Below are 17,981 nucleotides of genomic sequence, written 5' to 3' on the forward strand. Positions count from 1 at the left end.
GCCGCGCGGCACGGCGGTGAGAGACTGGGCGCGATATGAACGAGACAGCGCCCCAGCAAGCCCGTGCCGAGATCGACCTTGCCGCACTCCGCGCCAACGTGCGCGAACTGCGTGCCCGGACGGCCGGGGCGCACCTCATGGCCGTGGTCAAGGCCGACGCCTACGGCCACGGAGCCGTCCCCTGCGCCCGCGCCGCACAGGCGGCCGGCGCCACCTGGCTCGGCACCGCGACCCCGCAGGAGGCCCTCGCCCTGCGCGCGGCCGGGCTCGGCGGCCGGATGCTGTGCTGGCTCTGGACGCCCGGCGGGCCCTGGCGCGAGGCGATCGAGGCCGACGTGGACGTGTCGGTGAGCGGCCGGTGGGCGCTGCGCGAGGCCGCCGGGGCCGCCCTCGCCGCCGGCCGGCCCGCCCGAATCCACCTCAAGGCCGACACCGGACTCGGCCGGGCCGGCTGCCGGCCCGCCGACTGGCCGGAACTGATCGCCGCCGCCCTGGCCGCCGAACGCGCCGGGACCGTCCGCGTCACCGGCCTGTGGTCCCACTTCGCCTGCGCCGACGAGCCGGGCCACCCCTCGATCACCGCCCAGCTGACCACCTTCCGGGACATGGTGGCGTACGCCGAGAAGGCCGGCGTCGAGCCCGAGGTGCGGCACATCGCCAACTCCCCGGCCACCCTCACGCTTCCCGAGTCCCACTTCGACCTGGTGCGCACCGGGATCGCCATGTACGGCATCTCGCCCAGCCCCGAGCTGGGCACCTCCGCCGACCTCGGACTGCGGCCCGTGATGACGCTCGCCGCGCCCGTCGCCCTGGTCAAGCACGTCCCGGCCGGGCACGGCGTCAGCTACGGCCACCACTACACGACCCCCCGCCCGACCACCCTCGGCCTGGTGCCCCTCGGGTACGCCGACGGCGTCCCGCGCCACGCCTCCGGCCGGGGCCCGGTCCTGATCGGCGGGGTACGGCGGACGGTCGCGGGCCGGGTCGCCATGGACCAGTTCGTCGTCGACCTGGACGGCGACGAGCCGGCCCCCGGCACCCAGGCGGTGCTGTTCGGCCCCGGCGACCGGGGCGAGCCGAGCGCCGAGGACTGGGCACGGGCCGCCGGCACCATCGCGTACGAGATCGTCACCCGGATCGGCGGCCGGGTGCCGCGCGTCCACCTCGGCGCGACACCCGAGGGCGCCGCGGCCGGCGGCGCGCTGCGGACGACGGGGAGCGCGGCGCGGTGAGCGGGGCCGGCGAGGCGATGGCCGCGGCCGGTCCGGCCGCTGGCTGGCGCCGGGCGGGAATCGCGGGCGCCGCCATAGGCGTGCTCGCCGCCGGAGCGGCCGCCGGGGTCGCGGTGGAGCGGCTGACGGTCGGCCGGAGCATGCGCAGGCGGGCCAGGCTGGCCCTGGACGCCACCGCCCCGTACGGCTCGCTGCGCGGCCGGCCCGGCCACGCCACCGCCGACGACGGCACCGAGCTGTACTACGAGGTCGACGAGGTGGACCCGGCCGGGGGCGCATCGGGCCCGGGGGACACCGCCGGCGCGGACCCCCGCAGACGGCGCCTCTTCGGGCGCAAGGCGCCCGCCCCCGTCACCGTCGTGTTCAGCCACGGCTACTGCCTGGGCCAGGACTCCTGGCACTTCCAGCGCGCCGCCCTGCGCGGGCTCGTGCGCACCGTCCACTGGGACCAGCGCAGCCACGGCCGCTCCGAACGCGGGCGCGCCCAGGCCGCCGCCGGAGGCGGGGTGCCCGTGGGCATCGACCAGCTCGGGCGCGACCTGAAGGCCGTCATCGACGCGGCGGCGCCCGAGGGCCCGCTCGTCCTCGTCGGCCACTCCATGGGCGGCATGACGATCATGGCGCTGGCCGAGCGGTACCCGGAGCTGATCCGGGACCGGGTCGCCGCCGTCGCCCTCGTCGGTACGTCGAGCGGCCGGCTGGACGAGGTCAGCTTCGGGCTGCCCGTCGCCGGCATGAAGGCGGTGCGGCGGGTGCTGCCCGGCGTGCTGCGGGCGCTGGGCTCGCAGCCGGAGCTGGTGGAACGGGGGCGCCGGGCGACCGCCGACCTGTTCGCCGGACTGATCAAGCGGTACTCCTTCGGCTCGAAGGACGTGGACCCGGCCGTCGCCCGGTTCGCGGAACGGCTCATCGAGTCGACCCCGATCGACGTCGTCGCGGAGTTCTACCCGGCCTTCGCGGAGCACGACAAGAGCGCGGCGCTGGCCCTCTTCCGCGACATCCCGGTCCTCGTCCTGGCCGGGGACAAGGACCTGGTGACGCCCGGCTCGCACAGCGAGGCCATCGCGGACCGGCTGCCCGACGCGGAGCTGGTCATCGTGCCGGACGCCGGGCACCTGGTGATGCTGGAGCACCCGGAGACGGTGACCGACCGCCTCGCCGACCTGCTGGTGCGGGCGGGCGCGGTGCCGGAGATCCGCTGACGTTCCCGGAGATCCGCCGGCATTCCCGGGGCCCCGGAATCCTCTAACGTTTCGGGCATGGAAGCAGCGCAGAACAGCCCGGCGGCCGGCGAGGCCGCCGCGTACCGGAACATCCCCGGCGCCGTCAGTATCGAGCTGGCCGTCGACTCCCCCGAACAGATGCGGGCCCTGGGCCGCCGGCTCGCCGCCGTGCTGCGCCCCGGCGACCTGGTCATGCTCACCGGCGAGCTGGGCGCCGGCAAGACGACCCTGACCCGGGGGCTCGGCGAGGGCCTGGGCGTGCGCGGCGCGGTGACCTCCCCGACCTTCGTGATCGCCCGGGTGCACCCCCCGCTCTCCGGCGGGCCCGCGCTGGTCCATGTGGACGCCTACCGGCTGGGCGGCGGGCTCGACGAGATGGAGGACCTGGACCTGGACGTCTCGCTGGCGGACTCGGTGGTCGTGGTCGAGTGGGGCGACGGGAAGGTCGAGGAGCTGTCGGACGACCGGCTCCAGGTGTTCATCGACCGCGCCGTCGGGGACACCGACGACGAGCGGCGCGCGGTGACGCTGGTGGGCGTGGGGGCGCGCTGGGCGGGGCTGCGCAACGAATCCTGGGCGCCCTGGGGCTGACACCGTTGTTTCCGACGCGGTGTCGGGAAAATGTTGCGCGGAACGGGGCAGGCGTGGTGACATGGAGGAAGAGAGCGTAGTTAGGTGTACCTAACCACGCCCCACCGGAGCTCCAGGAGGCTTCCATGCCGACGTCCGAGCGCGAAGCGCGGCCGCCGCGTGCGGCGGTACCGATGAGCGTCCTGCTGGCGGCCGGAGCGGCGGCCAACGCGGTGTCCACACCGCCGGTGGTGCCGCAGCCGGCGGACCGGCGCACGGCGAAAGCCGGACGAGCGCCCCGCTCGGGCCCGTCCGGCGACTGACCGCAGGGCCCCTACGGGACGACGACCACCTTCACGCCCACCGTGGCGAACCGCCACACCGCGTCGCCGTCCTCGCGGGACATGCGCACGCCGCCCGTCTTCACGGTCGGGTCCGGCTCCTCCATGGAGCCGTCCGTCGCGGCGCTGAAGCCGATCGTCACATCGTTCACCGTGGCGAACCGCACGACGTGCTCGATCGGCACCCCGTCCGAACCCTTCACGCTGCCGGACCGCGAGGTCACCGAGAACGTGCCGGGCACCGCGCTCACCGGGCTCGGCATCACCCGGAACGTGGCGGTGGCCCGGTTCTTCGCGTCCACCAGCCACACCCGGCGGTCCGCCAGCGCGTAGACGACGCGCTTGCCGGTGCCGGAGCCGGCCGGGACGGCGAGCGGGTCCTTCTTCGGCGCGGGCGCGGTGTGCTCGCCGGCCGGGGCCGACGCGCTGGCGGACGCCTCCGGCTTCGTGGCCAGGTCGTCCGGCACATTCGCGGACGCCTGGTAGGCCAGGAAACCGACCACCGCGACGGCCGCCGCGGTGAGCGCGGCCACGAATCCCGAGCTGCCCCTTGCCACCGTGCGTGCCTCTTTCGCCGTCGTCCGCCCATCAGGCGCGTGCCATAAGTCGTACAAGCGTTTACACGTACTCCGCGTACACCCGGTGACGGTAGCAGCCGGGGCCGCCCGGACCGGGACGCCGTACGGGGCACGGGGTGGGCCGCGCCGGAGCCGTAGGCTGTTTGCGTGCTCTTGCTCGCTATGGATACCGCCACCCCCGCCGTCACCGTCGCCCTGCACGACGGAACCCGAGTCCTCGCCGAATCCGTGCGGGTCGACGCCCGCAGGCACGGGGAGCTGCTGCTGCCCGCCGTGGACCGGGTCCTCGCCGTCTCCGGGGTGAAACTCGACGCCGTGACGGACGTGGTCGTGGGCGTCGGCCCCGGCCCGTACACCGGACTGCGCGTCGGCCTGGTCACGGCGGCCACCTTCGGCTCCGCGCTCTCCGTGCCCGTGCACGGCCTGTGCACGCTGGACGGCCTCGCGTACGCCGCCGGGCTCGCCGGCCTGGAAGGCCCCTTCGCCGTCGCCACGGACGCCCGCCGCAAGGAGGTCTACTGGGCGCGCTACGAGGACGGCCGCACCCGGACCGCCGGCCCTTCGGTCGACCGGCCCGCCGACATCGCGGAACAGCTCGCGGGCCTCCCGGTCGTCGGCGCGGGCGCGGTGCTCTATCCGGAGGCGTTCCCGGACGCGCGCGGCCCGGAACACCTTGCCGCGGGTGCCCTCGCGGGCCTCGCCGCCGAACGCCTCGCGGCCGGCGCGGAACTGCTGCCGCCGCAGCCGCTCTACCTGCGCAGGCCCGACGCGCAGGTCCCGAAGAACTACAAGGTGGTCACCCCGAAGTGACCGCCACGACCGCCGTGCTGCGCGAGATGCGCTGGTGGGACATCGATCCGGTGCTCGCCCTGGAACACGAGCTGTTCCCGGACGACGCCTGGTCGGCCGGCATGTTCTGGTCCGAGCTGGCGTACGCCCGCGGACCGGCCGCGACCCGCCGCTACGTGGTCGCGGAGGACCCGGCCACCGGCCGGCTCGTCGGCTACGCGGGCCTCGCCGCCGCCGGCGACCTCGCCGACGTACAGACCATCGCCGTCGCCCGCGACCACTGGGGCACCGGCCTCGGCGCCGAGCTGCTGACCGACCTGCTCCGGCACGCCACCGCCTTCGAGTGCGCCGAGGTGCTGCTGGAGGTCCGCGTCGACAACACCCGCGCCCAGAAGCTGTACGAACGCTTCGGCTTCGAACCGATCGGCTTCCGGCGCGGCTACTACCAGCCGGGCAACATCGACGCGCTCGTCATGCGCCTCCACGTACACGAAGAAGCAGAAGAAAACGGGACCCACTGATGGCTGACGAACCCCTCGTACTCGGCATCGAGACCTCCTGCGACGAAACCGGGGTCGGCATCGTCCGGGGCACCACGCTCCTCGCGGACGCCGTCGCCTCCAGCGTCGACACGCACGCCAGGTTCGGCGGCGTCGTCCCCGAGATCGCCTCGCGCGCGCACCTGGAGGCGATGGTCCCCACCATCGAGCGCGCCCTGAAGGAGGCCGGTGTCACCGGCCGCGACCTCGACGGCATCGCCGTCACCGCCGGGCCCGGCCTCGCGGGCGCCCTGCTCGTCGGCGTCTCCGCCGCCAAGGCGTACGCGTACGCGCTGAACAAGCCGCTCTACGGGGTCAACCACCTGGCCTCCCACATCTGCGTCGACCAGCTGGAACACGGCCCGCTCCCCGAGCCCACCATGGCGCTCCTGGTCAGCGGCGGGCACTCCTCGCTGCTTCTCGCGCCCGACATCACCAACGACGTACGGCCCCTCGGCGCGACCATCGACGACGCGGCCGGCGAGGCGTTCGACAAGATCGCCCGCGTGCTGGACCTCGGCTTCCCCGGCGGCCCGGTCATCGACCGGCTCGCCCGCGAGGGCGACCCGGCCGCCATCGCCTTCCCGCGCGGTCTGACCGGCTCCCGCGACCCCGCCTACGACTTCTCCTTCTCCGGCCTGAAGACCTCCGTCGCCCGCTGGATCGAGGCCAAGCGGGCGGCCGGCGAGGAGGTGCCGGTACGGGACGTGGCCGCGTCCTTCCAGGAGGCCGTGGTGGACGTGCTCACCCGCAAGGCCGTCCGCGCCTGCAAGGACGAGGGCGTCGACCACCTGATGATCGGCGGCGGCGTCGCGGCCAACTCCCGGCTGCGCGCGCTCGCCGAGGAACGGTGCGAGCGGGCCGGCATCCGGCTGCGGGTGCCCCGCCCGAAGCTGTGTACCGACAACGGGGCGATGGTCGCCGCGCTCGGCGCCGAGATGGTCGCCCGCAACCGGCCCGCCTCCGACCTGGAGCTGTCCGCCGACTCCTCCCTCCCGGTCACCGAGACCCACGTACCGGGCGCCCACACCCACGGGCACGGTCATGCGCACGACCACGACCACGTGCACGAGATCAGCAAGGACAACCTCTACTCATGAGCACCCCGGTCACCGCCCTGATGTGGGAGGCCCGCGCCGCCGAGGGGCGGGGCGGGGACCTGCTCGACTGGGCCCGCGCCCGCGCCGCCGAGCTGCCCCGCCCCCCGCTCCGCAGTGAACTGCTGCGCGCCCCGCAGGACCGGGTCCTGGTCATCACCTGGTGGCGGGCCGGTTACGCCGACGAGCTGCCGGAGCTGCCCGAGCCGGACGCGGCCCTGGTCACCCGCGCGGTCCACCGCTGGCGCTTCGAATCGCTGGGAGGCGCCGACACCCCGGCCGGGCGATGAGTTCCGGCCGTCCGCGCGGTCTACCCTTCACGGCACTTCGCCCCGTAGGTGCCCCCGTGTGAGGAGTGGACCATGCAGAAGGTCACCACGTTCCTGTGGTTCGAGAAGGACCAGGTCGAGGAGGCGGCCGACTACTACGTCTCCGTCATCGGCGGCGACTCGCGCGTCCTGGACGTCACCCGATGGACCGCCGCCGCCCCCGGCGAGGAGGGCCGGGCGATGACCGTGCGCTTCCGGCTGGACGGCGCGGAGTACGTCGCGTTCGACGGCGGGCCCGAGTTCCCGTTCACCGAGGCCGTCTCGCTCTCCGTGGAGTGCGAGTCGCAGGAGGAGGCGGACCGGCTCTGGTCCACGCTGTCCTCCGGCGGCGGCCAGGAGGGCCAGTGCGGCTGGCTCAAGGACCGGTACGGCCTCTCCTGGCAGATCGTCCCGCCGGGTCTCGGCGAGGCCCTGACCGACTCGGACCCGGAGAAGGCGGCCCGCGCCATGAAGGCGATGCTCGGCATGAAGCGCCTGGACATCGAGGCCATCCGCAACGCCTGAGCCCTGCCGCCCGCCTCCGGGTTGGTCCGGTCGGGGGACCGGCGGGGCCCGGCGGCGGTGTCGGCCAGGAAGCCTTTTGTCGTACTGGCAGTATCCGGCGCCATGCAGCCAGTACGACAAAAGGAAAAATTGACCATGAATGGTCGTGAACCGGGCACGGCGGCGGACGGGCGGCAGCGGCGGAGGCGGGGGCTCCTGCGGCGACGACCGGGCTACGCGGTCCTGGCCGGGCTCCTGGTCGCCGCCGCCGCGTCCGGCTGCGCGGCCGGTGACCAGGGCGCGGGCGCCGCCCCCGGGGCCGGGCTCCGCGCCGGACAGGCGGGCGCCCCGGCGGAACCGGCCGCCGGAGCCCTCGGCACCCGCGCCGAGCGGGCACACCGGGCGAAGCTCGCCCAGGCCGCCCGCGCGGTCGCGGCCAGGAAGTGGGGCCTGGTGGGCACCCCGCTGGCGGCCCCGGCCCCGCCGGCCGAGAAGCCGCACCTGACCACCCGCGAGGGCTTCGAGGTCGAGGGCCAGAACGACTCGCTGCCGCCGGTCTTCACCCGCGTCCCCACCAAGGACAAGGTCGTCTTCCTGACGATGGACGACGGGGACGACAAGGACCCCGAGCTGCTGCGGATGATGTCGGAGCTGAACATCCCGTACAGCGCCTTCCTCAGCGACTACCTGGTGCGCGACGACTACGCGTACTTCAAGGACGCCCAGGCGCGCGGGGTCGCGCTCAACAACCACACCCTCAACCACCGCTATCTGCCGGGCCTTTCCTACGAGGAGCAGAAGCACGAGATCTGTGGCCAGCAGGACGTCATCGAGAAGCGGTTCGGCAAGCGGCCCCGGATCTTCCGGCCGCCATTCGGCAACTACAACACCGACACCCTGAAGATCGCCGAGTCCTGCGGCATCACCGCCGTACCGCTGTGGGAGGCGGAGGCGTTCCCCGATCACATGGAGTGGCGCGAGGGCGAGGCGAAGCTGCACCCCGGCGACATCATCCTCACCCACTTCCGGGGCGAGAAGGAGTGGCAGGGCAGCATGCCCGACCTGATCCGGTCCGTGATGAAGGTCGTCACCGACCAGGGGTTCGCGGTGGCGCGCCTGGAGGACTACGTATAGGAGCGCTCCAGGCCCCGCCGGGACCCTGCCGGGACCCCGCCCGGACCCCGGTATCCGCCACGAGGGGCGTGAATTGGCACTCCGCTTGACCGAGTGCTAATCACGGTCATAGTCTCAGTGCTGGCACTCCCCACTGGAGAGTGCCAGCAGTACTGTGCGACCGGCAGGTCCGGCACCCGCGACGACGGGCTCACCTGGTCGCCATCCCAAAGACTGTTAAACCCCGTGAGATCTCCGAAGGGGGAGACCGGATCGTGTCGACCGCCAGCTCCAAGGTTGCGATCAAGCCGCTCGAGGACCGCATCGTGGTCCAGCCGCTCGACGCCGAGCAGACCACGGCCTCCGGCCTGGTCATTCCGGACACGGCGAAGGAGAAGCCCCAGGAGGGCGTCGTCCTGGCCGTGGGACCGGGCCGCTTCGAGAACGGCGAGCGCCTGCCGCTCGACGTCAAGACCGGCGATGTCGTGCTGTACAGCAAGTACGGCGGCACCGAGGTGAAGTACAACGGCGAGGAGTACCTCGTCCTCTCGGCTCGCGACGTGCTCGCGATCATCGAGAAGTAATTCACCCACGTTTGCTTCTGTTCTGCGCCCCTGGCCCCGTGCGAGATAACCAGCCGGGAGGCTGGGGGCGCAGTGCTTGTTCTTGAGAGGACAGTTCAGCTCCATGGCGAAGATCCTGAAGTTCGACGAGGACGCCCGTCGCGCCCTCGAGCGCGGCGTCAACAAGCTTGCCGACACGGTGAAGGTGACGATCGGCCCCAAGGGCCGCAACGTCGTCATCGACAAGAAGTTCGGTGCCCCCACCATCACCAACGACGGTGTCACCATCGCCCGCGAGGTCGAACTCGACGACCCGTACGAGAACCTCGGCGCGCAGCTGGTGAAGGAGGTGGCGACCAAGACCAACGACGTGGCCGGTGACGGCACCACCACCGCCACCGTCCTGGCCCAGGCGCTCGTGCGCGAGGGTCTGCGCAACGTCGCCGCCGGCGCCTCCCCGGCCGCCCTGAAGAAGGGCATCGACGCCGCGGTCAAGGCCGTGTCCGAGGAGCTCCTCGCGACCGCCCGCCCGATCGACGACAAGTCCGACATCGCCGCCGTCGCCGCGCTCTCCGCGCAGGACGCCCAGGTCGGCGAGCTGATCGCGGACGCCATGGACAAGGTGGGCAAGGACGGTGTCATCACCGTCGAGGAGTCCAACACCTTCGGCCTGGACCTCGACTTCACCGAGGGCATGGCCTTCGACAAGGGCTACCTGTCCCCGTACATGGTGACCGACCAGGAGCGTATGGAGGCCGTCCTCGACGACCCGTACATCCTGATCCACCAGGGCAAGATCGGCTCCATCCAGGAGCTGCTGCCGCTCCTGGAGAAGGTCATCCAGGCCGGTGGCTCCAAGCCGCTGCTGATCATCGCCGAGGACGTCGAGGGCGAGGCCCTGTCCACGCTGGTCGTCAACAAGATCCGCGGCACGTTCAACGCCGTCGCCGTCAAGGCGCCGGGCTTCGGCGACCGCCGCAAGGCCATGCTCGGCGACATCGCCACCCTCACCGGTGCGACCGTCATCGCCGAGGAGGTCGGCCTCAAGCTCGACCAGGCCGGTCTGGACGTGCTGGGCACCGCCCGCCGCGTGACCGTCACCAAGGACGACACCACCATCGTCGACGGCGGCGGCAAGTCCAACGAGGTCGCCGGCCGCGTCAACCAGATCAAGGCCGAGATCGAGGCCACGGACTCCGACTGGGACCGCGAGAAGCTCCAGGAGCGCCTGGCGAAGCTGGCCGGCGGTGTCTGCGTGATCCGCGTCGGTGCCGCCACCGAGGTCGAGCTCAAGGAGAAGAAGCACCGTCTGGAGGACGCCATCTCCGCGACCCGCGCCGCGGTCGAGGAGGGCATCGTCTCCGGTGGTGGCTCCGCCATCGTCCACGCCGTCAAGGTCCTGGAGGACAACCTCGGCAAGACCGGCGACGAGGCCACCGGTGTCGCCGTCGTCCGCCGCGCCGCCGTCGAGCCGCTGCGCTGGATCGCCGAGAACGCCGGCCTCGAGGGCTACGTCATCACCTCGAAGGTCGCCGAGCTGGACAAGGGCCAGGGCTTCAACGCCGCCACCGGCGAGTACGGCGACCTGGTGAAGGCCGGCGTCATCGACCCGGTCAAGGTCACCCGCTCCGCCCTGGAGAACGCCGCCTCCATCGCCTCGCTGCTGCTCACGACCGAGACCCTGGTCGTCGAGAAGCCGGCCGAGGAGGAGCCGGAGGCCGCGGGCCACGGCCACGGTCACAGCCACTGACGCACGGCTGACCGCGTGAAGCGGTGAAGGCCCGGTCCCCCACGCGGGGGACCGGGCCTTCACATGTGTACGGAAGCCCTAGGCGGAGCGGCCGAGATCCGCCGGGCGCACCGGCTCGGCGAACGGCAGGCCGTGCGCGTACCGCTCCAGTTCGTCCAGGGCGTGATCGGTCATCCGGTGCAGCTCGTTGCCGAGGGAGCCCGCCACATGCGGGGTGAGCAGCACATTCGGCAGCTCGTAGAACGGCGAGTCCGCGGGCGGCACCTCGGGGTCGGTCACATCCAGTACGGCGTGCAGCCGGCCCGGTACGACCTCGCGGAGCAGGGCCGCCTCGTCGATCAGCGAGCCGCGGGCCGTGTTGATGAGCGTGGACCCGGTCCGCATCAGGGCCAGTTGGCGGGCGCCGATCATATGGCGGGTGGCGGGGAGCTGGGGGGCGTGCACCGAGACGACGTCGGCGCGGGCGCACAGCTCGTCCAGCCCGACCCGCTCGACGCCCAGCCGCGCCGCCTCCTCCTCGCCGACGAACGGGTCGTACAGCAGGACCCGCAGGTCGAAGGGGCGGAGCAGCTCGATGACGCGGCGGCCGATGCGGGAGGCGCCGACGATGCCCGCGGTGCGGTGGTAGTTGCCGGCCCCGTCCAGCTCGGCGCGCCAGTCGTGGTCGGCGCGCACCTCGCGGTAGACGTGCGCGGAGTGCGGGACGCGTTTGTTGGCGAGCAGGATGGTGGCCAGGGTGTACTCGGCGACGGGCAGGGCGTTGGCCCCGGCCGCCGAGGAGACGGCGATGCCGCGGTCCCAGCAGGCGTCGGTGATGTGGTGCTTGACCGAGCCCGCCGCGTGGACGACGGCCCTGAGCCGGGGCGCGGCGGCGAGGACCTGCGGGGTGAGCGGGGTCGCGCCCCAGCATGTCAGCAGCACGTCGGCCTCGGCGAGGGCGGCGGCGACGCGCGGGTCGGGGGCGGCCAGGTCGTGGGCGACGAGGGCCGGGTCCGTACGGGCGAGGGCGGTGAGCCGGTCGCGGTGGCGCTGCTCGAACAGGCGCTCGTAGATGTCCGGGCCCATCGCGAGCAGGACCGAAGGACGGGGATCGGGGGTGGGCTGCATGGTGGTGGAGGCTCCCTCGGGTGAGCGGTGGGCTACTTGACGCTGCCGGCGGTGAGTCCGGCCTTCCAGTGCCGCTGCAGGGAGACGAAGGCGACGATCAGGGGGATGACGGCGAGGAGCGACCCGGTGACCACGAGCGGGTAGAAGCCGGGCTCGCTGTGGGTGTTGGTGTTCCAGGAGTACAGACCGAGGCTCAGCGGGAACAGCTCGCGGTCCGACAGCATCACCAGCGGAAGGAAGAAGTTGTTCCAGATCGCGGTGAACTGGAAGAGGAAGACGGTCACGAACCCCGGCATCATCATCGGCAGCCCGATGGAGAAGAAGGTGCGCAGCTCGCCGGCCCCGTCGATGCGCGCGGCCTCCAGCGCCTCGCCCGGAATGTATCCGGCGGCGAAGACCCGTGCGAGGTAGACGCCGAAGGGGTTCACCAGGACCGGGATCAGCACCGACCAGTAGGTGTTGACGATGCCCAGCTTGCTGGCCAGCAGGTACATGGGCAGGGCCAGGGCCGTCGTCGGGACGAGCACCCCGAGCAGGACGAGGCCGAAGAGCTTCTCCTTGCCCCGGAACTCGTATTTGTCGAAGGCGTATCCGGCGGCGACGCAGATCAGGGAGCAGACGGCGGCGCCCACGCCGGCGTACAGCAGGCTGTTGCCGTACCAGCGGAAGTAGACGCCGTCCCCGTACGAGGCGATGTCCGAGAGGTTCTTGGAGAGGTCGAAGCCCTTGAAGGAGAAGGTGTCCCCGGCGAGCAGCGAGCCGGTGTCCTTGGTGGCGGCGGTGACCAGCCAGACGAGCGGGAAGAGCATGTAGAGGACGGCCAGGAGCAGTGCTCCGTTGACGGCCGCCTTGGACAGCCAGGGGTTGTTCCTGCGCGGCGCGGAGGTGCTCATGCGTCCGCCCCCTTCCGGCCGGTGAGGCGGGTGACGACGAAGGACAGCAGCGCGGCGGCGAGCGCCAGGAGGACGGAGGCGGCGGCCGCGAGTCCGAAGTCGTTGCGGGAGAAGGCCGCGGTGTAGGCGTACATGTTCGGTGTCCAGGAGGAGGAGACGGCGGACCCGGAGCCGGTGTTGAGGATCAGGGGCTCGGTGAACAGCTGGAGCGAGCCGATGATCGTGAAGAGCACGACCATCAGGACCGAGGTGCGGATCAGCGGGAGCTTGATGCTGAGCGCGATGCGCCGGCCGCTCGCCCCGTCCACGGTGGCCGCCTCCAGCACGGAGCGGTCGATGGCCTGGAGCGCGGCGTAGAAGATGACCATGTTGTAGCCGAGCCATTCCCACAGCGCGATGTTGACGACGGACGGCAGCGCGCCGGAAGGCGAGAAGAAGTCGAAGCCGATTCCGCCGGAGTGCATGGCGGAGACGACGGGGCTCAGGCCCGGCGTGTAGAGGTACAGCCAGATCATCGCGGCGATGATGCCGGGCACGGCGTGCGGCAGGAACAGCGCGAGCTGGAAGAAGCGCTTGGCGCGGGCGAGCGCCGAGTCCAGCAGCAGCGCCAGTGCCAGGGCCCCGCCGACCATCAGCGGGATGTAGATGACGCAGTAGCCGATGAGGACGAGGAAGCCGTCGCGGAAGACCCGGTCACCCAGCGCCGCCGCGTAGTTGCCGAGCCCCGTGAAGACCGTCTCGGAGCCGCCGAAGCCGAGCCCCGACTGCTGTTCGGTGAAGAGGCTGAGCCAGACCGCGTAACCGATCGGGATCAGCATCACGACGGTGAACAGGACGAAGAACGGGGTCAGCAGGGTCGCGGCGGCGCGGGTGCGGGCCTTCATCCGGTCAGCCCTCGACCTTCAGGCCGCGCTTGGTCAGCTCCGCGACGGTCGCGTCGTGGGCGGCCTTCACCGCGTCGGGGATGGTGGTGCCGCCCCCGGCGACCTTGCCGAACTGGTCCTTCAGGACGGTGTTGGTGGTGCCCATCGAGGGGCCCCAGGTCCAGCCCTGCCGGATGGCGGAGCCGCCGTCCTCGAAGACCCGGTAGATGTCCTGGCCGCCGTAGAACCCGGTGTCGAACGCCTTCTTCGCGGCCGGGCGCAGCGCGAGCGCGGCCGGGAACGCGCTGGAGGTGCCGGAGGAGATACGGGCCTCGATGCCCTTCTCCGTGGTGGTCATCCAAGTGGCGAACTCGACGGCGGCGGCGGCCTTCTCGCTGTTCTTCGGCACGGCGAAGGTGGTGCCGCCGAGCATGCCGCCGGCCGGCTCGCCGTCCCAGGTCGGGATCGGGGCGACGGCCCACTTGCCGCTCTGCTCGGGCAGGGTGCCGCCCAGGACGCCGCCGCCCCAGGAGGCGCCGAGGTAGCCGATGGTGCCGCCGGTCTTGAGGGAGTTGGTCCAGGCGGGCGAGAAGGAGGTGTCGGAGCGGACCAGGCCGTCCTTCACCAGGCCCTGCCAGTAGTCGGCGACCTTGACGGTGGCGGCGTCGGTGGTGTCGACCTTCCAGGTGTCGCCGTCGGCCTTGAACCACTGGGCGCCGGCCTGCCAGACCATCGCCTCGAAGGTGGTCGGGTCGTCCGGGAAGAAGGTACCGATGCGGGCCTTGGCGTCGGCCTTCTTGACCTTCTCGGCGGCCTTGCGGAACTCGTCCCAGGTGGTGGGTACCGCGATGTCGTACTTGGTGAACAGGTCCTTGCGGTAGAAGAACGCCTGCGGCGCGGCGTCGAAGGGCACCGCCCAGCTCTTGCCGCCGAGGGTCGTCTGCTCGATCGCCTGCGGGAGGAACTTCTTCTTCACGTCGTCGGTCAGGTACGTCCCGATGTCCTGGAAGCCGCCCTGGCTGACGAACTCGGGGAGCTGCGGGTACTCGACGGAGACCAGGTCGGGGGCGTTGCCCGCCTTGATCGCGTTGGAGATCTTGGCGTAGCCGCCGGCGTTGCCGGACGGGGTCTCCTCGAACTTCACGCGGATGTTCTTCTGCGAGGCGTTGAACGCGTCCACGACCTCCTTGGTGCCCTTGGCCCAGCCCCAGAAGGTGATGGTCACCGGCTTGGCGGCGGTGCCGGTGCCGCCGCCGGACGAGTCGTCGCCGCTGCCGCCGCACGCCGTGACGACGGCGAGGGCGGTGACGGCTCCGGCTATGGAAAGAGTCGTTCTGCTCCAACTGCGATGCACGGCGAAGCTCCTGGGATCGGCGGCGACATTGACGTTGGGCGAGATCCTTGGCGCCGCGCTGTCCGAAGTCAAGAGCGAAAGATTGAATGATCGAGAAAAGATCAGAACGTTATCGAGTGGTCGAAGCCCGCACCCGCAGCCGGGGGAGCAGTGCCAGATGCCGCCCCGGCTCGTCGTCGTCCCGCCCGGCGCCGAGCCGGGTGAGCAGCAACTCCGTTGCGTGGCGCCCGATATGGCGCTTGGGCGGGCTGACCGCGGTCAGCGGTATGTCGCCGAGCGCGGCCACCTCGTCGTCGTACGCGATCACCGCCAGGTCCTCCGGGACGCGTACCCCCAGGTCGGACAGGCGCTGCACCAGATGGATCGCGTCCACGTCGTTGTGCACCAGCGCGGCCGTGGCCCGGCCGGAGACCACCGCCTCGCGCACCTCCCGCACCGCCGCGTCGAAGCGCTCCGGGTCGACCTCGGGGCCGGACGTGCCGATCATCGGCGGCGCGTCCGTGCGCCCCAGCACGGCCAGGGCGTCCTCGTAGCCGGAGCGCACCGCCAGCGCGGTCGGGCTGTCGGCGCGGGCGACGAGCAGCGGGGTGCCGTGGCCCAGGCCGACCAGATGGCGCACGGCGAGCAGCACCCCGTGCCGGTGGTCGGAGCAGACCCGGTCCAGGCCGTCCAGCGGCGAGCCCGGCTCCGGGGTGCGCTCCAGGAGCACGGCGGGCACCGGCAGCGCGGCCATCCAGTCCCCGTACGCCGCCTGGTCCCCGGCCCCCCGCCAGGCCGGGGCGATCAGCAGCCCGTCCGCCCCGGCGGCCAGCAGCCCCTCGGCGCGCGCCCGGTCCTCCTCCGGGCGGTAGTCGGAGATCCGCAGCACCAGCCGGGCCCCCGCCCGGTCCGCGGCCTCGTGCGCACCCCGGATGACCTCGGCGAAGTAGTACGTGGCCGAGGGGGCGATCAGACCTATCACCGGGCCGCCCGCCGGATCGGGCGCGGCCGGGCCGGACGCGGACGCGGGCCAGGAGACCGACCCGTGCACCCGGTCGAGCAGCCCGCGTTCGGCCAGCGCCTCGACATCGCGGCGTGCCGTGACGGGGGAGACCCCGAGCAGGCCGGCGAGATCCGAGACACGGGCCGAACCGCGCTCCCGCACCAGGGCCAGCAGTCGGTCGTGACGTTCAGCAGCACTCTCGCGCACGGCGGCAGTCCCCTTGCAAATCGCGATGTGATGGCTCGGCTGGCCAGACCTTATTACGCCGTGATCGATTGTCGGAAGTTTCGATCATTCGATACGCACGTCTTGACGTTCGATCGCTCCCCGGTCGAGGATTTCCGGCGACGCCGAAGTCCGCCTCCAGGGGAGCATCATGCCCAAGACGACCCCGTACCCGGCCCGCACCCGTGCCGACTGGGAGCGGACGGCCGACCAACTGCTGTGCGCGGTACGCCCCTACGCCTCGCCCCGGCACGGCCGCATCGACCTCCCGGGACCCCGCCCCAGCTGGTCCGGACCCGCGTCGGACGGCCTGGAAGGCTACGCCCGCACCTGGCTGCTCGCCGCCCTGCGCGTCGCCGGGGCCCGCGGCGACGACCCGCACGGCCACCTCGACCGCTACGCCGGAGGACTCGCCGCCGGCACCTGTGCCCCGGCCGGCGGCCCGGACGCCTGGCCGGACATGGCCGGCACCCGCCAGGCCGTCGTGGAGTCCGCCTCCGTCGCCCTCGGGCTGCGCCTCACCCGCCCCTGGCTCTGGGACACCCTCGACGACACCACCCGGCAGCGCGCCGCGGAATGGCTGCTGCCCGCCCTCGGCCCGTCCCCGGTGAACAACAACTGGTGGCTCTTCGGCCTCACCGTCGCCGGCTTCCTCCAGGACGCCGGCATCGAGACCGACCGGGCCCGGCACACCATCGACCGCGCCCTGGAACGGATCGAGGACTGGTACCTGGGCGACGGCTGGTACAGCGACGGCCCCAACCGCTCCTTCGACCACTACAACGCCTGGGCGATGCACCTCTACCCCGTCCTGCACGCCCACCTCGCCGGCGACCGCGACCTCCTGGACCGCTACGGCCCCCGGCTGCACCGCCATCTCGCCGACTACACCCGCATGTTCGGCGCGGACGGCGCGCCCATGCCGTTCGGCCGCTCCCTCACCTACCGGTTCGCCGCGGCCGCCGCCCCCTGGCTCGGCGCGCTGACCGGCCACACCCCGCTCGCCCCCGGCGCCACCCGCCGCCTCGCCTCCGCCACCCTCGGCCACTTCCTGGACCGGGGCGCCACCGACGCGAACGGCCTGCTCACCCTCGGCTGGCACGGCCCCTACGAGCCCCTGCTCCAGAGCTACTCCGGGCCCGCCTCCCCGTACTGGGCGTCCAAGGGCTTCCTCGGACTGCTGATGCCCGCGGACCACCCCGTCTGGACGGCCCCCGAGGAACCGCTGCCCGTCGAGCGGGAGGACGCCGTGACCCTCCTCGGCCCGACCGGCATGCTGCTCCAGTCCACCGCCGCGGACGGCCTGGTCCGGCTCCACAACCACGGCTCGAACCACGTGGGCGACGACGAGGACCCCGGCTACGCCCGCTTCGCGTACTCCACCCGCACCGGCCCCACCCACGGCGGCGCCGCACGCGACAACCACTTCGCGCTGCTCCTCGACGCCGGGCCCACCACCCGCCGCACCGCCGAACCCCGCACCGCGGGACCCGGCGCCGCCGTCTCCGCGCACACCCCGCACCCCGGCGTCCGGGTCGTCTCCGCCACCCTCGCCCACGGCCGCGCCGAGGTCCGCGCGCACCTGGTCGTCGGCGCGCCCGAGGGCACCCCCGTACGCCAGACCGGCTGGGCCACGGACGACCCGGCGCTCACCGCGCAGCTCCACCCGGTGCACGGCTACGGCGGCGCCGCGCACCGGTTCCCCGGCGGGTCCACGATGTTCGGCGAGACCTCCGGACTCCTCGCGGTGGACGGCGTCACCACCGGGGAGCGGTCCCTGTTCGTGGCCCTGGCCTCGCTCACCGGGGAGCCGGACCCGGACCCCGTCACCGCCCTCGCGGACGTGCGCGTCCAGGGCCCCGACGAGATCCGGGTGACCTGGCAGGACGGCACGACCGCCGTCCTCCGTGTCCCGGCGGAGTCCTGAGCGGACCGCGCCGGGACATCCCG

19 protein-coding genes are annotated in these 17,981 nt (G+C 72.6%); 13 read left to right on the forward strand and 6 right to left on the reverse strand.

The window, feature by feature from the left end:
* The first annotated feature begins 35 nt into the window (after positions 1 to 35).
* The 4 genes from alr to DNK56_RS35515 all read left to right on the forward strand — a co-directional run bounded on the left by alr (position 36) and on the right by DNK56_RS35515 (position 3,348).
* The gene (gene alr / locus DNK56_RS22630) at positions 36 to 1,232 is read left to right on the forward strand and encodes an alanine racemase (protein ID WP_111337565.1); all 1,197 of its coding nucleotides are present in this window, start codon (positions 36 to 38) and stop codon (positions 1,230 to 1,232) included.
* Positions 1,233 to 1,249: 17 nt separating this feature from the next.
* Positions 1,250 to 2,434: an alpha/beta fold hydrolase gene (locus DNK56_RS22635; protein WP_111339478.1), complete on the forward strand. Its 1,185-nt coding sequence runs from the start codon at positions 1,250 to 1,252 to the stop codon at positions 2,432 to 2,434.
* A gap of 57 nt (positions 2,435 to 2,491) precedes the next feature.
* A complete protein-coding gene (tsaE, locus tag DNK56_RS22640) occupies positions 2,492 to 3,046 on the forward strand; it encodes a tRNA (adenosine(37)-N6)-threonylcarbamoyltransferase complex ATPase subunit type 1 TsaE (protein ID WP_111337568.1) in 555 nt (184 codons plus the stop codon).
* 125 nt (positions 3,047 to 3,171) lie between these two features.
* On the forward strand, positions 3,172 to 3,348 hold the full coding sequence (locus tag DNK56_RS35515) for a hypothetical protein (RefSeq protein WP_199563654.1): 177 nt from the start codon (positions 3,172 to 3,174) through the stop codon (positions 3,346 to 3,348).
* Positions 3,349 to 3,359: 11 nt separating this feature from the next.
* On the opposite strand, the gene DNK56_RS22645 is transcribed toward DNK56_RS35515, so the two are convergent.
* A complete protein-coding gene (locus DNK56_RS22645) occupies positions 3,360 to 3,899 on the reverse strand; it encodes a hypothetical protein (protein ID WP_111337570.1) in 540 nt (179 codons plus the stop codon).
* A gap of 207 nt (positions 3,900 to 4,106) precedes the next feature.
* Here DNK56_RS22645 and tsaB point away from each other — a divergent pair, with 207 nt between their 5' ends.
* The 8 genes from tsaB to groL all read left to right on the forward strand — a co-directional run bounded on the left by tsaB (position 4,107) and on the right by groL (position 10,607).
* Complete coding sequence (gene tsaB / locus DNK56_RS22650) at positions 4,107 to 4,754, forward strand: tRNA (adenosine(37)-N6)-threonylcarbamoyltransferase complex dimerization subunit type 1 TsaB (RefSeq protein ID WP_111337572.1); 648 nt, start codon at positions 4,107 to 4,109, stop codon at positions 4,752 to 4,754.
* Positions 4,751 to 5,254 (forward strand): ribosomal protein S18-alanine N-acetyltransferase, encoded by a 504-nt coding sequence (gene rimI / locus DNK56_RS22655; protein WP_111337574.1) that lies wholly within the window; start codon positions 4,751 to 4,753, stop codon positions 5,252 to 5,254. The genes tsaB and rimI overlap by 4 nt, the downstream gene beginning before the upstream one ends.
* The gene (gene tsaD / locus DNK56_RS22660) at positions 5,254 to 6,372 is read left to right on the forward strand and encodes a tRNA (adenosine(37)-N6)-threonylcarbamoyltransferase complex transferase subunit TsaD (RefSeq protein ID WP_111337576.1); all 1,119 of its coding nucleotides are present in this window, start codon (positions 5,254 to 5,256) and stop codon (positions 6,370 to 6,372) included. The genes rimI and tsaD overlap by 1 nt, the downstream gene beginning before the upstream one ends.
* Positions 6,369 to 6,659 carry a hypothetical protein gene (locus tag DNK56_RS22665; RefSeq protein WP_111337578.1) on the forward strand — a complete coding sequence of 97 codons (291 nt, stop codon included), beginning with the start codon at positions 6,369 to 6,371 and terminating at the stop codon, positions 6,657 to 6,659. Before tsaD ends, DNK56_RS22665 begins: the two co-directional genes overlap by 4 nt.
* A 72-nt stretch (positions 6,660 to 6,731) precedes the next feature.
* Positions 6,732 to 7,202, forward strand: coding sequence for a VOC family protein (locus DNK56_RS22670; protein ID WP_111337581.1), 471 nt, complete (start codon positions 6,732 to 6,734; stop codon positions 7,200 to 7,202).
* Positions 7,203 to 7,337: 135 nt separating this feature from the next.
* Positions 7,338 to 8,315, forward strand: a complete 978-nt coding sequence (locus tag DNK56_RS22675) for a polysaccharide deacetylase family protein (RefSeq protein ID WP_111337584.1) — start codon at positions 7,338 to 7,340, stop codon at positions 8,313 to 8,315.
* 254 nt (positions 8,316 to 8,569) lie between these two features.
* Positions 8,570 to 8,878 (forward strand): co-chaperone GroES, encoded by a 309-nt coding sequence (gene groES, locus DNK56_RS22680; RefSeq protein WP_018101172.1) that lies wholly within the window; start codon positions 8,570 to 8,572, stop codon positions 8,876 to 8,878.
* Between the two features lie 103 nt (positions 8,879 to 8,981).
* Positions 8,982 to 10,607 (forward strand): chaperonin GroEL, encoded by a 1,626-nt coding sequence (gene groL, locus DNK56_RS22685; protein WP_111337586.1) that lies wholly within the window; start codon positions 8,982 to 8,984, stop codon positions 10,605 to 10,607.
* Positions 10,608 to 10,685: 78 nt separating this feature from the next.
* On the opposite strand, the gene DNK56_RS22690 is transcribed toward groL, so the two are convergent.
* The 5 genes from DNK56_RS22690 to DNK56_RS22710 form a co-directional block, all read right to left on the reverse strand.
* The gene (locus DNK56_RS22690; RefSeq protein ID WP_111337588.1) at positions 10,686 to 11,714 is read right to left on the reverse strand and encodes a hydroxyacid dehydrogenase; all 1,029 of its coding nucleotides are present in this window, start codon (positions 11,712 to 11,714) and stop codon (positions 10,686 to 10,688) included.
* Positions 11,715 to 11,746: 32 nt separating this feature from the next.
* Entirely contained in the window at positions 11,747 to 12,607 is an 861-nt protein-coding gene (locus tag DNK56_RS22695) for a carbohydrate ABC transporter permease (protein ID WP_111337591.1), read from the reverse strand.
* Positions 12,604 to 13,491: a carbohydrate ABC transporter permease gene (locus DNK56_RS22700; protein WP_111337593.1), complete on the reverse strand. Its 888-nt coding sequence runs from the start codon at positions 13,489 to 13,491 to the stop codon at positions 12,604 to 12,606. Before DNK56_RS22700 ends, DNK56_RS22695 begins: the two co-directional genes overlap by 4 nt.
* A 4-nt stretch (positions 13,492 to 13,495) precedes the next feature.
* Positions 13,496 to 14,824, reverse strand: coding sequence for an ABC transporter substrate-binding protein (locus DNK56_RS22705; RefSeq protein ID WP_111337595.1), 1,329 nt, complete (start codon positions 14,822 to 14,824; stop codon positions 13,496 to 13,498).
* 109 nt (positions 14,825 to 14,933) lie between these two features.
* Positions 14,934 to 16,013 (reverse strand): substrate-binding domain-containing protein, encoded by a 1,080-nt coding sequence (locus DNK56_RS22710; protein ID WP_111337598.1) that lies wholly within the window; start codon positions 16,011 to 16,013, stop codon positions 14,934 to 14,936.
* A gap of 169 nt (positions 16,014 to 16,182) precedes the next feature.
* On the opposite strand from DNK56_RS22710, the gene DNK56_RS22715 reads away from it, so the two are divergent.
* Positions 16,183 to 17,958 (forward strand): DUF2264 domain-containing protein, encoded by a 1,776-nt coding sequence (locus DNK56_RS22715; protein WP_111337601.1) that lies wholly within the window; start codon positions 16,183 to 16,185, stop codon positions 17,956 to 17,958.
* Positions 17,959 to 17,981 lie beyond the last annotated feature (23 nt).

It is taken from the genome of Streptomyces sp. AC1-42W (genome assembly GCF_003248355.1).
Lineage (GTDB): Bacteria > Actinomycetota > Actinomycetes > Streptomycetales > Streptomycetaceae > Streptomyces.

Bases quoted from the DNA above. Each gene is read 5' to 3' on its own strand.
- alr (WP_111337565.1), top strand. From the start codon at position 36: ATGAACGAGACAGCGCCCCAGCAAGCCCGTGCCGAGATCGACCTTGCC.
- DNK56_RS22635 (WP_111339478.1), top strand. From the start codon at position 1,250: ATGGCCGCGGCCGGTCCGGCCGCTGGCTGGCGCCGGGCGGGAATCGCG.
- tsaE (WP_111337568.1), top strand. From the start codon at position 2,492: ATGGAAGCAGCGCAGAACAGCCCGGCGGCCGGCGAGGCCGCCGCGTAC.
- DNK56_RS35515 (WP_199563654.1), top strand. From the start codon at position 3,172: ATGCCGACGTCCGAGCGCGAAGCGCGGCCGCCGCGTGCGGCGGTACCG.
- tsaB (WP_111337572.1), top strand. From the start codon at position 4,107: ATGGATACCGCCACCCCCGCCGTCACCGTCGCCCTGCACGACGGAACC.
- tsaD (WP_111337576.1), top strand. From the start codon at position 5,254: ATGGCTGACGAACCCCTCGTACTCGGCATCGAGACCTCCTGCGACGAA.
- DNK56_RS22665 (WP_111337578.1), top strand. From the start codon at position 6,369: ATGAGCACCCCGGTCACCGCCCTGATGTGGGAGGCCCGCGCCGCCGAG.
- DNK56_RS22670 (WP_111337581.1), top strand. From the start codon at position 6,732: ATGCAGAAGGTCACCACGTTCCTGTGGTTCGAGAAGGACCAGGTCGAG.
- DNK56_RS22675 (WP_111337584.1), top strand. From the start codon at position 7,338: ATGAATGGTCGTGAACCGGGCACGGCGGCGGACGGGCGGCAGCGGCGG.
- groL (WP_111337586.1), top strand. From the start codon at position 8,982: ATGGCGAAGATCCTGAAGTTCGACGAGGACGCCCGTCGCGCCCTCGAG.
- DNK56_RS22690 (WP_111337588.1), bottom strand. From the start codon at position 11,714: ATGCAGCCCACCCCCGATCCCCGTCCTTCGGTCCTGCTCGCGATGGGC.
- DNK56_RS22695 (WP_111337591.1), bottom strand. From the start codon at position 12,607: ATGAGCACCTCCGCGCCGCGCAGGAACAACCCCTGGCTGTCCAAGGCG.
- DNK56_RS22700 (WP_111337593.1), bottom strand. From the start codon at position 13,491: ATGAAGGCCCGCACCCGCGCCGCCGCGACCCTGCTGACCCCGTTCTTC.
- DNK56_RS22715 (WP_111337601.1), top strand. From the start codon at position 16,183: ATGCCCAAGACGACCCCGTACCCGGCCCGCACCCGTGCCGACTGGGAG.